Below are 14,310 nucleotides of genomic sequence, written 5' to 3' on the forward strand. Positions count from 1 at the left end.
TCCGGATCGCGGGCCGATGGCGCGACGCCCTCCCCAAGGACGCCCGCCGGGGCCCGCGCACCATGCCCGCCCGGGCCACGGGTGGTCAGGCGGCCCTGGGCTCCTGACGGTCCTCGCCCCTCCGGGCCGGGAGCCGTACGACGTCCGCTTTGATGAACCGGCCACTGCTTCCCTCCGCGTGCTCCCCGTTGATGCGGGAGAGCAGCACGGGGTCGGCCAGTGCGAGGAGCGCCCCGACGGCCAGCCCGATACCCAGCAGTGTGAACCCGATGGCCACCATTTCCTGTCCCCTTCCGACATCTCCAGCATCGGCGACGGGCCCGGCTCGCGCCTCGACCCAAGGTCTGGTCTCTTGGGCGGCCGCTCGGCCGAATGGCTGATACGGCCCTCCGACTGGCGGCTTAGGCTCTGGGACGTGGGGGATTCCAAACGCGTCGTGTACTGGGTCCGCCGGCTGAGCGAGTTGGCGATGCTCGGCTGGCTCGGCATGATGTGGCTGATCGACCTGGTGATCGCCCATTCCATCGGCGGGTTCCAGTGGCTGGTCCCCGTCTGCGGCGCGGCCGGCATCGCGGCCGTGGTGTTGCGGCGCCGCCACCGCCTGCGGGGCTTCGGCGCCGTGCTGGCCACGTCGTTCGGCGCCTCCCTGACGATCGGCGGCACCGGGCTCGCGGGCGTGCCCGGCATGGCGGAGACCGGGTCGATGCTCATCCTGCTCATCGGCGTGCTGCGGCACGTGGAGCCGGTGCGACGGGCGGCGGGTCTGGCGTGCGTGTCGCTGGTCGTCCTGATGTCGGAGTCCATCGGGCGCGACTACAACAGCTCGGGGCTGATCTTCTCGTTCCTGCTGTTCGCGAGCTGGTCGATGACGGCCGGCATCGGCGGCTACCTCCGTTTCCAGCTCGAGCGCCGCAGGGAGGCGGTCCACTCGGTGCGCAGGGCGGAACGCCTGGAACTGGCCAGGGAGCTGCACGACCTGGTCGCCCATTACATCACCGGCATCGTGGTCCAGGCCCAGGCCGCGAGAACGGTCGCCCAGACCAGCCCCGACGCGGTGGCGCCCGCGCTGGACGCGATCGCCACGGCCGGTTCCGACGCCCTGACCTCGATGCGCCGCATGGTGACGGTGTTGCGCACGGAGGACGACCCGTCCCGCAGGCCGGGCGTCACGCTGGCCGACCTGCGGATGCTGACCGAGAAGTTCTCCTCCGACGGGCCGAAGGTGGCGTTCGAGATCGGCCAGGGGATCGACGATCGCACGCTGCCCCCCGAGGTGATGACCACCCTGCACCGAGTGCTGCAGGAGTCGCTCACGAACGTGCGCAAACACGCCTCCCACGCCGCCTGGGTGGAGGCCGGCTTACGGCGTCACGGGCAGGTGGTGACGCTGCGGGTGCGGAATTTCGGGGCCGCCTCAGACCCGCGGGTCGCCCGCCTCGGCGGCGGGTTCGGGCTGGTCGGGATGGCCGAGCGGGTCGAGGCGCTGGGCGGCAGGCTCTACGCCGGCCCGTCCGCCGAGGGCACGTGGGAAGTGGTCGCCGAGTTCCCGCTGCCCTGACCGCAGGGCCCGCCCGTACGCCTCGTCGCCCAGCGCGGCTCGCAGGCGCCGGGTGACCCGGTCGACGTCCCACCGCTCGCCGGACGGCAGCGGCGTCCCCACGGCCTCCCTGAGGGCGCTCGCCGCCCCGATCAGGCTGGCGGCCGCGTGGCCGTGCCCGCCGGGTTGCCCGCCGGGTTGCCCGCCGGGTTGCCCGCCGGGACGGATCGACAGGGCGCCGGCCAGCCCTTCGAGGGAGAGGGCGATCGCGCGTGGATCACCGGTCGCCCGCGCCGCTTCGTACCCTTCGCGCTGCCTGGTCAGCGCGAGCTCCGCGTCGCCGCGCTGCTCCGCGGCGAACCCCAGCTCGGCCATGACGAACGCGATTCCGGGGGTCCCCCGCACGTGCCTCAGCCAGCCGAGGACGGGCTCCAGGTAGGACTCCGCCTGCTCGTAGCGGCCCCGCCGCCTGGCGCTCATGGCCAGGCCGAGCACGGCATTCTCCTCGGCGGGTTTGTACGACTGCTCGACCGCCAGCCGCCTGGCGCGCTCGTGGTAGTCGTCGGCCAGCTCGTGGTCGCCCGCCAGCAGCGCCATCCGCCCGAGCCCCGCCAGCTTGAACGACACCTCGAACCCCAGCTCCTCCGCCAGCCGCAGCGCCCGCTCGCGGAGGCCGGCGGCCCTGGCGTAGTCGCCGCGGATCTCGGCCGCCCGGTCGAGCGCGTCCATGGCCTCCATCTGCCCCCACGCGTCGGCCAGCTCCCCGAACAGCGCCAGCCCACGCTCAGCGTCGCGTTCCATCGCCGCCAGGTCGCCGCGGCCGACGGCGAGCTTGGCGCGCAGGCACAGCGCCGCCGCCACACCCCACCGATCACCCAGCTCCTCGTACGCCGCCAGCGCCCGGTCCGCCGCCGCCTCGTGCGCCTCCCGGTCGCCGTAGGCCCAGTGGACATGGCTGAGGAACCAGTCGGCCAGCGCCGTACCCGCCCGGTCGAGCCCGGCATACCGTACGGGCGAGGCCGGCACCCCGATCAGCCGTTCGATGCCCGCCAGCCAGACCGACGCCCGCGCCACCTCGCCGGCCGCTCCCCCACCCGCGATCGCGGCGGCCAGGCAGCGCCGGGCCTCGCGCAGGCGGCCGCGCAGGACCCAGTACCAGGCCAGGGCGTTCACCAGGCGCAGCGCGTACGGCCCCTCGGTGGCCAGCCGCAGATTGGCGTGGTCGGCGTCGAGCCTGGCCAGCCACTCCCGCTGCCCGGGGCCTCGCAGGTCGGCGCGCTCGGCCATGGCGGTGTAGTGCCGGGCGTGGCGCTCCCTGATCAGCTCGTGCTCGCCCGCCTCCCGCAGCCGCTCCACGCAGTAGGCCGCGACGGACTCCAGCAGCCGGTAGCGAGGACCGGGCGCCCGCACCACCAGCGACCGGTCCACCAGCCTGGCCAGCGTGTCGAGCACGTCGATCCCGGGCTCGGCGCACACCTGCTCGGCGGCTTCCAGCGTGCACCCGTCGGCGTGCACGGCGAGCCGGCGCAGCACCACCCGCTCCTGGCAGGTCAGCAGCTCCCAGCTCCAGTCGATCATCGCCCTGAGCGTGCGCTGCCGGGCGGGCGCGCCCCGCACGCCGACGTTGAGCAGCCTGAACCGGTCGTCCAGGCGGTCCGCGAGCTCCCGCACCCCGAAGGCGCGTACGCGGGTGGCGGCCAGCTCCAGGGCCAGCGGGATGCCGTCGAGCCGCCGGCAGATCGTGTCGACGGCCTCGCCCGGGTCCACGCCCGCCCTGGAGGTGAACAGCCGCGCCGCCTCGGCGAGGGGCAGCGGCGGCACCACGTGGACACGTTCGCCGCTCACTCCCAGCGGCTCCTGGCTGGTGGCCAGCACGCGCAACCCGGGGGCGGACCGCAGCAGGGCCGACGTCAGCTCGGCCGCCCGTTCCACCAGGTGCTCGCAGTTGTCGAGCACCAGCAGCGCGCGTTTGCCAGCCAGCGCGCCGGCCAGCCGGCGCGCCGGCGGCACGGCGTCGTCGTCGCGGAGGCCGAGCACGGCGGCAACCGCCTCGGCGACGTCCACCGCCCCCGTCAGCTCCACCCACCACACTCCGTCGGGGGCGGTGGCGGCCAGGGCGTGGGCGGCGGACAGGGCGAGCCTCGTCTTGCCGACGCCGCCCGTGCCCGTGAGCGTCACCAGGCGGTGCGCGGCGAGCAGGCCGCGTACCTCCGCCAGCTCCTCCTCCCGCCCGACCAGCTCCGTGAGCGGCGCGGGCAGGCCCCCGTTCGAGGCCGCCGCGTCCGGGGGCGGCTCGGCGGACGGACGCCCGCCCGCATGGGAGGCCGCGCCAGCAGCCGGGCGGGCGGTCCGAGCGGCCGGGTGAGGGGTGGGAGCGGCGAGGTCGGGGTCGTGGCGCAGGATCGCGTGGTGCAGCGCGGCGACGTCCGGCGACGGGTCCAGGCCCAGCTCGTCCGCCAGCCGCTCACGCAGCTCCCCGTACGCCGCCAGCGCCTCGCCCTGCCGCCCGCCCCGGTAGAGGGCCTTCATGTGCGCGGCCACCAGCCGCTCGCGCAGCGGGTGACGGGCCACCAGGGCGGCGAGGTCCACGGGCCGGCCGAGAGCGAGGTGCAGCTCCGCCTGTTCCTCCAGCGCGGCCAGTCGTGCCTCCTGCAGGCTCGCCGCCTCGGCCCTGGCGAAGCCCGCGTCGGCGAAGTCGGCGTAAGCGGGCCCGCGCCACAGTGCCAGGGCCTCGTCGAGCTCCGCCGCACGCGCGTGCGGGCGGGTGGAGCGGCGGGCGAGCAGCGCGCGGAACCGGGCGGCGTCGCAGTCGTGACCGGCCAGCGCGTAACCGCCGGGCCCGAGCGTGACGTGGGAGGGATCGCCGAGCGAGCGGCGCAGCTGGGAGACGCGGGCCTGCAGGGTGCCCGCCGGGTTGCGGGGAGGCCGCGCACCCCAGAGGTCGTCGATGAGCCGGTCGGGCGTGAGCGGCCCGCCGCCGTGGGCGAGCAGGTCGGCGAGGAGCGCGCGCACCTTGAACTCGGCCACCCGTACGGGCGACCCGTCCTCCGCCCGGACCTCCAGAGGGCCGAGCACCGCGAAACGCACCACGTAAGGACCAACCCGTAGCGTGCCCGAAGGAATTCCGAAGCGCCGTGCCGCAGGGTGGCGGGCATGAGTGATGTGACAGTCGTGGGACTGGGCCCGATGGGCTCGAAGATGGCGGAGACGTTCCTCGCCGCGGGCCACGGGGTGGCCGTGTGGAACCGTACGGCGAGCAAGGCCGGGCCGCTGGTCGCCAAGGGCGCCAGGCGGGCGGCGACGGCGGCCGACGGCGGGTTGCTGGTGATCAGCCAGACCCACTACCAGGCGATGTACGACAGCCTCGGGGACGCCCGGCTCGACGGCAAGGTGGTGGTCAACCTCAGTTCCGGCACGCCGGAGGAGCTGCGCGCGGCGGCGCGCTGGGTGGAGGGGCGCGGCGGCGTCCTGATCACGGGCGGCATCATGGTGCCGCCGCCCGGGATCGGCCGGCAGGGGGCGTACACGTTCTACAGCGGCCCCAAGGACGTTCTCGACCGGCACGCGGCCACGCTGGCGGCGCTGAGCGAGGTCACGTACGTGGGCGCCGATCAGGGCCTGGCGATGACGTACTACCAGGCCCAGCTGCTGATCTTCTTCACGGGCCTGACGACCTTCATGCACGCCCTGGCCCTGATGCGCGCGGCGGGGGTCTCGCCGGAGGAGTTCCTGCCGTTCGCGCAGGAGACGTTCACGCAGCTGGGCGGCGACGGCCCGATGGGCTACGCCAAGATCATCGCGACCGAGATCGCGGCCGGGGAGCATCCTGGTGCGGACAACACCATGCGCATGCAGGCGATCGGCATGGGCCACGTCGTGGAGACCCTGGAGGAGGCCGGGCTGGAGATCACGGTGCCGAAGGCGGTGCACGCGTTGTTCGACCGGGCCGTCGCCGAAGGGCGCGGCGACGAGGGCATCAGCACCGTGATCGAGTCGATCAGGAAGCCCTGACCGCCCGTCCCAGGCCGCCGCCGGGCGGCGGCCTGGGAGCGGGGCTCAGTGGTTGGCGAGGAAGGCCAGCAGATCGTGCCTCGTGATCAGGCCGGCCGGCTTGCCGTCTTCCAGCACAACGGCCGCATCGGCCTTCTCCAGCGCCTCGACCGCACGCGCCACGGGTTCACCGCTGCCGATCGTGGGTAGCGGCGCTGACATGTGATCGGCAATGGTGTCGTCGGAGGAGATCCTGCCGTGATAGAGGGCTTCGAGGAGATCGCGCTCGACGATGGACCCGACCACCTCGGCCGCCATGACGGGCGGCTCCTCCTTCATCACGGGAAGCTGCGACACCGAGTATTCGCGCATGATCGCGATGACCGTGCTGACCGACTCGTACGGATGCGCGTGCACGAACTCGGGCAGCCCCGCCCCCTTGCGCGCCAGCACGTCGCCGACCACCGCCTCCTCGGACGGGGCCCGCAGGAAGCCGTAGTCGGCCATCCAGTCGTCGTTGAAGATCTTGGACAGGTAGCCCCGGCCGCCGTCGGGCAGCAGCACGACGATCATGTCGTCGGGCCCGGCCGTGGCCGCCACCCGCAGCGCCGCCACCACGGCCATCCCGCAGGAGCCGCCGACCAGCAGCCCCTCCTCGCGGGCGAGCCTGCGGGTCATGGTGAACGACTCCTTGTCGGTGACCGCGATGACCTCGTCGCAGATCTTGGTGTCGTACGTGGCCGGCCAGATGTCCTCCCCGACGCCCTCCACGAGGTAGGGCCGCCCGGAGCCACCCGAGTAGACCGAACCCTCCGGGTCGGCCCCGATGATCTTCACCCGGCCGTCGGAGACCTCCTTGAGGTAGCGGCCCGTGCCGCTGATCGTGCCCCCGGTGCCGATGCCGGCCACGAAGTGGGTGATGCGGCCGTCGGTCTGCTCCCAGATCTCGGGACCCGTCGAGTGGTAGTGGGAGTCGGGGTTGTTGACGTTGGTGTACTGGTTCGGCTTCCAGGCGTTGGGCACCTCGCGGGCCAGCCGGTCGGAGACCGAGTAGTAGGAGTCGGGGTGGTCGGGCGAGACGGCGGTGGGGCAGACGACGACCTCGGCGCCGTAGGCGCGCAGCACGGAGATCTTGTCCTGGGCCACCTTGTCGGGCACCACGAACAGGCAGCGGTAGCCCTTCTGCTGCGCCACGATGGCCAGGCCCACGCCGGTGTTGCCGGACGTCGGCTCGACGATCACGCCTCCCGGACGCAGCTCGCCGGACGCTTCGGCGGCCTCGATCATGCGTGCCGCGATGCGGTCCTTGACCGAACCGCCGGGGTTGAAGTATTCGACCTTCGCGACCACCTGGGCGGGCACTCCCGCGGTGACTTTGTGCAGCCGGACGAGCGGAGTGTTCCCCATCAGGTCGACCAGGGAATCGTAAACGCGCACCGAGGTGTTCACCTTCTTTGCCGAAGCTTGATCAGCTTGCCTGTGGCCGAGGTCCCCAGGGGGTGGCGGGGCCTCGGTTAGTTTTCATGCAAACGCTACCGCCGAGTTCGACCGAGGAGGTCACGTACGTGGTGTGGGCAGCTGGCGTGGCGCGGGCGGCGCGGAGGATCGCGACGGCGGCGGCGCTCGGGGGCGGCGGGCTGACCGCCCTGGGCGCCACGGCTTACGGACTGCTGATCGCCGAAGGAATGCTCGCGCGCAGGGTCATCGGGCAGCCGCACGGCCTGGACGGACCGGTCTGCGACGGCACGTACGGCGACTACTCCGGCGTGCCGCTCAGGCTGGCCATGCTGGGCGACTCCACGTCCGTGGGGCTCGGTGTGAGCGAGCCAGGCCACACCCCCGGCGTCCTGCTGGCCAACGGCCTGGCAGCGGTGGCGGAGCGGCCGGTGCGCCTCCTCGTGGTCGGCAAGTCGGGCACCCCGTCGGCCGAGCTGGGAGAGCAGGTCGACGCCGTCCTGCCCATGGGACCCGACGTGGCGGTGATCTTCGTCGGGGCGAACGACATCATCACGCAGACACCGCCCGCGACGGCCGTACGCCATCTGACCAAGGCCGTGCGGCGCCTGCGGGACGCGGGGGCGGAGGTGGTCGTGGGCACGTGTCCCGACCTCGGCACAGTGCGGCCGATCGCGCAGCCGCTGCGCTGGGTGACGCGGCGCTGGAGCCGCCAGCTCGCGGCGGCGCAGACGGTGGCGGTGGTGGACGCGGGGGGCCGCACGGTGGCGTTCGCGGACGTCCTGGGGCCGGAGTTCGCGACAAATCCGACAGAAATGTTCGGACCGGATCGATTCCATCCATCTGACCGAGGTTACGCACAGGCCGCTTACGCGGTGCTACCGTCAGTGTGCGCTGCGTTGGGGTTGTGGCCTGAGCCCACACCCGCACGTGGCGAAGCACTGCAACCGATTTACCTTGCGGCGGCTACGGCCGCGGAGGAGCCCGGCGCCGAGGTCACCGCGACCCGGGTCGACGGGCGGGCGACGGGCCTGCACGGCAAGTGGGTGACGTTGTTCCGCCGTCGGCTCGGCGAGCCGCTCAACGACGCCTGACCGCGGTCACCCTCCGAGCCCGAGCCGTCACTCCTCGTCCCTCTTTGGAGTGAATTGCCTGTGCTCCGGCCCCTGTGGAAATCGTCTATCGCCCTCGCGGGAATCCTCGCCGCGACCGCATGCTCCGGCAGCGACGCGGCCACGACGAGCTTCCCGACCTGGCACAACGCCGACGTCAACGCCGTCAGCCGAATGGCGGTGGCCGGCGGGGTGGTCGCCACCACGTCCCTGAAGTCCGGCGGCACACTCGAGACCGTCGCCATCGGCCTGCGCGACGGCAAGCGCCTGTGGGCCTACCCGGCCACGATGGCCGGCCGGCTGCCCGGCATGGGGGTCTCCACCCCCGCGGCCGTGGAGACCTCCGAGGGCCAGAGCGTGGTCGTCGCGCTCGACCCCGCCAAGAAGGGCGCCTGGAACGCCACCCTCGTCGCCCGCGACGCCTACTCCGGGGTGCGCAAGTGGACCAGGCCGGTGCACTCGACGTTCGGGCCGCAACGCTGCGGCCCCTACGTCTGCCTGTCCGAGCACACCGCCCTGGCCAAGGCCCGCATGGTGGTGCTCGACCCGGCCACGGGCAAACAACTGTGGAAGCTGCCCGGCATCGCCGAGGTGGAGTGGTCCGACGCGCGCCGGGTCCTGCTGCTGCGGCTCTCCGCCAACCCCATGATCGAGTCGTACGAGCTGAAGACCGGCAAGCTCCAGTGGCAGCAGCCGATCGAGCAGGCGCTCGGCCCCGGCATCGACATGTCGGGCGGGTGGGCGTTCGGCTCGACGGGCGGCAAACTCGTCGGCTACGTCGCCCCCTACACCAACCCGCGGACCAAGAAGATCTCGACGTTCGGGCTGTTCTCCCTCGAGATCGCCGACGGGACGATCAACTGGATGCGGCCCTCGGTCGTACGCGTCTATCCCAGCGGCAACCCCGGCTACGCGCCGGTCGTCCGCCCGGTCGACCGGCAGGGCGCCTACGGCGGCTTCGCCCGGCTCGACTCGGAGACCGGGCGGGTGGTCGGCCAGGTCACGGCCTCCGACGTGCCCGGCTCCGGCTGGTGGCTGGCCTTCCCCGACCGGATGGACAAACTGGGCTTCCTCCAGCACAACGCCAAGGGTTCGGCCTTCGACCTCGTCACCGGCAAGCAGGTGCCCGTGGAGGAGCAGCGTGGGTGGTCGTTCTGCGTCACCGACCCCAAGCCGCTGACGCTGCGCGGGCAGGCGCCGGGCTTCTACTCGACGGCCGCGGTCTGCGAGTACGACCTCGGCACCGGCAAGCGCGTCTCGCCCGCTTCCGCGCCGCCGGCCTGGTTCACCGGCAGCCAGGACGGCTGGCGGTTGTGGCGTGACGAGAAGGGGGCGATCCACGCCGTGAACGACCACACCGCCACGGCGCCGGGAATGTACGGATAGCGTGGCCGGTCGGGGCTTGCGCGTAGAACTGGAATATAGTTCTACTATTAGCGCCGACAAAGGAGGGGCCATGCCCGAGGCAGTCATCGTCGCAACCGCGCGTTCACCCATCGGACGAGCCTTCAAGGGGTCGCTCAAGGAGATCCGGCCCGACGACCTGACCGTGCAGATGATCCAGGCGGCGCTGGCCAAGGTGCCCCAGCTCGATCCCGCGTCCATCGACGACATCATGCTCGGGTGCGGCCTGCCCGGCGGCGAGCAGGGCTTCAACATGGCCCGCGTGGTGGCGGTGCTGCTGGGGCTCGACGACGTGCCCGGCACCACCGTGACGCGCTACTGCTCCTCTTCCCTGCAGACCACCAGGATGGCCTTTCACGCGATCAAGGCGGGCGAGGGCGACGTGTTCGTCTCCGCCGGCGTGGAGACCGTCTCGCGCTTCACCAAGGGCAACTCCGACTCGCTGCCCGACACCCAGAATCCGGTCTTCGCCGACGCCCTGGCCCGCACGCAGGCGTTCACCGAGGGCGGACGCCAGTGGCACGACCCGCGCGAGGACGGCGACGTGCCCGACATCTACATCGCGATGGGGCAGACGGCCGAGAACCTCGCCCAGCTCAAGGGCGTCACTCGCCAGGAGCAGGACGAGTTCGGCGTACGCTCCCAGAACCTCGCGGAGAAGGCGCTGGCCGACGGGTTCTGGCAGAAGGACATCACGCCCGTGACCCTGCCGGACGGCACTGTGGTGAGCAAGGACGACGGCCCGCGCGCCGGCACCACCTACGAGAAGGTCTCGACCCTGGCGCCGGTGTTCCGCCCCGACGGCACCGTCACGGCGGGCAACTGCTGCCCGCTGAACGACGGGGCCGCCGCGGTCGTCGTGATGAGCGACGTCAAGGCGGCGGAGCTCGGCATCACGCCGCTGGCCAGGATCGTGTCCACCGGGGTCACCGGGCTGTCGCCGGAGATCATGGGGCTCGGGCCGGTGGAGGCCTCGAAGCAGGCGCTGACCAGGGCCGGGATGGCGATCGATGACATTGACCTGGTGGAGATCAACGAGGCGTTCGCCGCCCAGGTGATCCCGTCCTACCGCGACCTCGGGATCGACCTCGAGCGGCTCAACGTCAACGGCGGGGCGATCGCCGTCGGGCATCCGTTCGGGATGACGGGCGCCCGGATCACGTCCACGCTGGTCAACAGCCTCCAGCACCACGACAAGAGCATCGGTCTCGAGACCATGTGCGTGGGCGGCGGGCAGGGCATGGCGATGGTGCTGGAGCGCCTGTCCTGATCTCGTCCGATCGCCGCGCGTGGCCGGGCCCCCTCCAAGGGAACGACCGCTGACCGGATGAAGGGGGCCCGCCTTGGCGCGAGCCCCCGTCGCCCGGTCGCCGTGGTGGACCGCCGCCCCGCGGACTAACCGTGGCGGTCGGGGCCGGCGCGGGTCGGGGTGATGCGCAGGACGACGCGGCGCTCACGCGTCATGGCGGCGCGGTAGTCGTCCCAGTCGGGGTGCTCGCCCGAGATGTCGCGGTAGTAGGCGACCAGATGGTCCATGGCCTCCGGCAGCGAGATGATCTCGGCCGTGCCGTCCACCTGGATCCAGTCACCGTAGAAGCGGTCGGTGAAGGCGCACAGCGAGACGGCGGGATCGCGGCGGGCGTTGCGCGTCTTGACCGCCGTCTCCCTGGTGCTGATGACGATGTCGGCGTCCTGGACGCCGGCGACGACCGGCGACATCTGCGGTCGCCCGTCGGGGTGCCTGGTGAGGAGGATGGCGTGATGGTGGGTGCGGAGGAAGGCGAGTGCCTTGTCGACGTCCATCCCCTCATGATGTCGCGCCCGTGTGCGGCACACGGGCGCGAGGATGGTAGGGCTTAGACAAAGCCCATGCGGTTACGGCGGTGCCGCTCGTGCTCGTGAACGATCGCGGCGGCGTAGCCGTGGGTGAGCCCGTGCTCGTCGGCGAGCCAATTGGCCCGCTCGGCGCATCTGAGGAAGCTCGGGCCGTTGTCGATGGCTTGGAACCACTCTGGGAGTTCGCGTCCCGTTATGGCCGGGACCCTTGCGATGAGCTTCGTCTGCGTCTCCGGTGAGTGGTTCAAGGACATGGGCACCTCCGCGGATAAGGGTCCTTTCGTTGACACTGCAACACCAGCGTGCGAATGGCAAGCCCTGAGTCAGGCATCATTTTGTGACGGCGGGTAGATTTTCGGTCGCACACAGAGAGGGCCCCGCCTGACTGGCGGAGCCCTCCGGATGACGCGGGGTGAACGATCAGTCGCTACTGCTGAAGTAGCTGACGAAGCGCAGCACCTCGAGGTAGATCCACACGAGGCTGAGCGTCAGCCCGAACACGCACTGCCAGGCGAACTTCTCCGGGGCGCCCTGCTTGACGCCCTGCTCGATCGCGTCGAAGTCGAGGAGCAGGAAGAAGCAGCCGATCAGGATCATGACGATGCTGAAGGCCCAGCCGATCGGGCTGTCGGTGCGCAGGCCGAGCCCGCCGTCGTTGAACAGGCCGACGACCAGGTTGACGAGCAGCAGGCCGATGGCCGCGATGGCGGCGGCGATGCCGAACTTCACCAGCTTGGGCGTGACGCGGATGATGCGCAACGAGTAGACGGTCAGCACCGCGCCGAACGCGAATGCCGTGCCCAGCACCGCTTGGAGCACGATGCCGCTGATGGCGCCCTCGAACACGGCGCTGATCTTGCCGAGGAAGATGCCCTCGAACACCGCGTAGCCCAGGATGAGCGCCGGGTTGGTGCTCATCGTGAACGACGCGATCAGACCGATGATCAGTGCGATGATGGCCGCGCCGATGGCGACCATGGGCGGCACGTTGAGGACCCAGGCCGCGGCGGCGGCCAGGACGAGCACCCCGAGCGTGAGGAACCCGCGCACCACGACGTCATCGAGGGTCATGGTCCGGTGAGCGGGCCTGGCCGGCGGTGCGTACGACGGCGCGTCGTACATGTTCTGCAACTGGTCGGGGGACGGGGTGGGCCCGCCCCAGCCCGCGGCCTGCTGCCGCGACCTGCTGAATACGGGGTTCTTGCTCTCCATCGCTGCCTCCTGTGACGCCGAGCCTACGGGGCCTGGCGGCACCTTGGTCAACTGACGCGTCAGATCGATGTTGGTTCGGGACTTCCGCAGCGTTGACAACGAACGTGTCCGGCTTCGAGTTCCCAAGGTCAGCGACGACCTCGCAAGGTCATCCGGGTCCGGTCGCCCGGAGCCCGTGCGCGGGGTCCGTGACGGAGCCCTTCCGGTGCGTGATGATGGTGTGCGGTGCCTTTTCCTAGAGAAAAGGGCCGACCGGTTGTATTCCGTAGTCAACCATTCACACTAAGAAACTCCGGCGAGCACGGAAAGCAGAAGCCGGACGGTTTGTCAATATGACCGCGCTCTCAAGAAGTTTCCCATGGAGAGCAATCGGCCGTACCGGTGCGCGAACGAGATCCCCGGCCTCCCGACGAGGCCTCCACCAGCGACGAAGCGCCGGGGCCGCGACAACTCCGTAACAAATCGATATCGAGGGGGAAACGACAGAAGGGGTCCGTCCCGTGATCGCGGCGAACCTCCAGGTCAGAACCCTAAAGGCGGCGAAGATGGCAGGTGCCCCCGGCGGGATTCGAACCCGCACGTCAACCCTTTTAAGGGGTTTGCCTCTGCCATTGGGCTACGGGGGCGCCGCAATCATACGAAACGGACCATGCTTCCGAGGAGCACAACTTCGCATCAGCCGTCACAACTGTGATGACTGCGGTGAAGTGATAGGGCTCCCACCACTCTGTCCAAGAAGAGTAGACCGTCCAGATGGTCCAGTTGGTGCTGAATGCAACGAGCTTCCACGGCATCCGCCTCGATGGTGACCGGCTCGCCCGTGCCTGGCAAATGCCCATGTACGGTGATGCGCGTCGCACGACGTACGTCGGCGGTGAGCCCGGGGACGGACACGCACCCCTCGCGCAGGTGGTCCCAGCGGGCGGCCGTCGCGAGCCGTGGATTGACCACCACGAGCTCTCCGGTCCGCGACCGGCTCCTGGGGTGGCGCCCGGCGTCAAAGGCGATCAGGCGCCAGCTCAGGCCGATCTGGGGGGCTGCCAGGCCGGTCGTGGAGGGCTCGTGGCGCAGGGTGGCGAGCAGATCGGCGGCGGCGGCCACGACATCGGGGGCGGTCGGGTCCACCGGGTCGGCGGAGGTGGACAGCAGCGGGTGCGGGGCGTCGATCACCGCGCGGGGCCTTCCGTCCGCCGGCCGGGTCACAACAGGTCCGGTTCGACGGGGCGGAAGGTGATCTCGGAGTCCAGGCCGGCGCCGACGGCGGCGAGCCTGCGCATGAGCGCCGCCACGTCCACCTCCTTCGGCAGCTCGACGTCGGCGATCAGCACGTACAGCCGGCCGGTGAGCCTGGTGCTCATGCCGGTGATGTTGCCACCGTCGGCCGCGAGCACGGCGCTGATGGCGGAGATGATGCCGGGCCTGTCGGGGCCGTGGACGGTCAGCACGTAGCCGAGACCGCCGCCGTCGTCGCAGAAGTGGCGGCGCGCCTCGATCGCCGAGGCCGTCACCACGAGGTCGGGTGCGCACAGGCGCTTGGTGAGCTCGGCCGCGTCCACCTCGCCCGACACGAGCAACATCATCGCCACGTGGCCGCCGAGCAGCGTCATGGTCGAGTCCTGGATGTTCGCCCCGCAGTCGGCGAGCGAACCGGTGACTGCGGCGATCACGCCGGGTCGGTCCACGCCGAGCACGGTCACCGCTGAGAGCCCCACCCGTGGTTCCCCTTCCGCTCATGCGACCAGGGGCGCCGCCCACGCCCCGGCG

Annotated in this window: 12 protein-coding genes, 1 tRNA gene and 1 pseudogene; 5 read left to right on the plus strand and 9 right to left on the minus strand. The window is 71.3% G+C overall.

Annotated elements, in window-relative coordinates; translation table 11 throughout:
• Window positions 1-85: 85 nt before the first annotated feature.
• On the minus strand, window positions 86-280 hold the full coding sequence (locus tag GUY59_RS10520) for a hypothetical protein (protein WP_138198869.1): 195 nt from the start codon (window positions 278-280) through the stop codon (window positions 86-88).
• A gap of 585 nt (window positions 281-865) precedes the next feature.
• Here GUY59_RS10520 and GUY59_RS50635 point away from each other — a divergent pair.
• Window positions 866-1,132: pseudogene (locus GUY59_RS50635) on the plus strand (histidine kinase); the annotation flags it as partial.
• Window positions 1,133-1,414: 282 nt separating this feature from the next.
• Here the strand turns inward: GUY59_RS50635 and GUY59_RS50640 are convergent.
• Entirely contained in the window at window positions 1,415-4,627 is a 3,213-nt protein-coding gene (locus GUY59_RS50640) for a BTAD domain-containing putative transcriptional regulator (RefSeq protein WP_330849153.1), read from the minus strand.
• 63 nt (window positions 4,628-4,690) lie between these two features.
• Between GUY59_RS50640 and GUY59_RS10535 the strand changes: the two genes are divergently transcribed.
• The gene (locus GUY59_RS10535) at window positions 4,691-5,548 is read left to right on the plus strand and encodes an NAD(P)-dependent oxidoreductase (protein ID WP_138198871.1); all 858 of its coding nucleotides are present in this window, start codon (window positions 4,691-4,693) and stop codon (window positions 5,546-5,548) included.
• A 45-nt stretch (window positions 5,549-5,593) separates the two neighbouring features.
• On the opposite strand, the gene GUY59_RS10540 is transcribed toward GUY59_RS10535, so the two are convergent.
• Window positions 5,594-6,964 carry a cystathionine beta-synthase gene (locus GUY59_RS10540; protein ID WP_132328855.1) on the minus strand — a complete coding sequence of 457 codons (1,371 nt, stop codon included), beginning with the start codon at window positions 6,962-6,964 and terminating at the stop codon, window positions 5,594-5,596.
• Window positions 6,965-7,092: 128 nt separating this feature from the next.
• On the opposite strand from GUY59_RS10540, the gene GUY59_RS10545 reads away from it, so the two are divergent.
• From GUY59_RS10545 to GUY59_RS10555, 3 genes are all read left to right on the plus strand, one after another.
• Window positions 7,093-8,076, plus strand: coding sequence for an SGNH/GDSL hydrolase family protein (locus GUY59_RS10545; RefSeq protein ID WP_246063327.1), 984 nt, complete (start codon window positions 7,093-7,095; stop codon window positions 8,074-8,076).
• A gap of 60 nt (window positions 8,077-8,136) precedes the next feature.
• Window positions 8,137-9,480, plus strand: coding sequence for a hypothetical protein (locus GUY59_RS10550; RefSeq protein WP_138198872.1), 1,344 nt, complete (start codon window positions 8,137-8,139; stop codon window positions 9,478-9,480).
• Window positions 9,481-9,550: 70 nt separating this feature from the next.
• Entirely contained in the window at window positions 9,551-10,768 is a 1,218-nt protein-coding gene (locus GUY59_RS10555) for an acetyl-CoA C-acetyltransferase (RefSeq protein WP_138198873.1), read from the plus strand.
• Window positions 10,769-10,893: 125 nt separating this feature from the next.
• On the opposite strand, the gene GUY59_RS10560 is transcribed toward GUY59_RS10555, so the two are convergent.
• The 6 genes from GUY59_RS10560 to GUY59_RS10585 all read right to left on the minus strand — a co-directional run bounded on the left by GUY59_RS10560 (window position 10,894) and on the right by GUY59_RS10585 (window position 14,258).
• Entirely contained in the window at window positions 10,894-11,301 is a 408-nt protein-coding gene (locus GUY59_RS10560; RefSeq protein ID WP_138198874.1) for a PPOX class F420-dependent oxidoreductase, read from the minus strand.
• 53 nt (window positions 11,302-11,354) lie between these two features.
• Window positions 11,355-11,588, minus strand: a complete 234-nt coding sequence (locus GUY59_RS10565) for a DUF4287 domain-containing protein (RefSeq protein WP_132328845.1) — start codon at window positions 11,586-11,588, stop codon at window positions 11,355-11,357.
• Window positions 11,589-11,754: 166 nt separating this feature from the next.
• A complete protein-coding gene (locus tag GUY59_RS10570; protein WP_132328843.1) occupies window positions 11,755-12,546 on the minus strand; it encodes a Bax inhibitor-1/YccA family protein in 792 nt (263 codons plus the stop codon).
• 553 nt (window positions 12,547-13,099) lie between these two features.
• Window positions 13,100-13,172, minus strand: a tRNA-Leu gene (locus tag GUY59_RS10575).
• Window positions 13,173-13,221: 49 nt separating this feature from the next.
• On the minus strand, window positions 13,222-13,716 hold the full coding sequence (locus tag GUY59_RS10580; protein ID WP_138198875.1) for a peptide deformylase: 495 nt from the start codon (window positions 13,714-13,716) through the stop codon (window positions 13,222-13,224).
• A 29-nt stretch (window positions 13,717-13,745) separates the two neighbouring features.
• Window positions 13,746-14,258 (minus strand): glycine cleavage system protein R, encoded by a 513-nt coding sequence (locus tag GUY59_RS10585; protein ID WP_132328839.1) that lies wholly within the window; start codon window positions 14,256-14,258, stop codon window positions 13,746-13,748.
• Window positions 14,259-14,310: the final 52 nt, after the last annotated feature.

The organism is Nonomuraea sp. K271 (assembly GCF_009908215.1).
GTDB lineage: Bacteria > Actinomycetota > Actinomycetes > Streptosporangiales > Streptosporangiaceae > Nonomuraea > Nonomuraea longispora.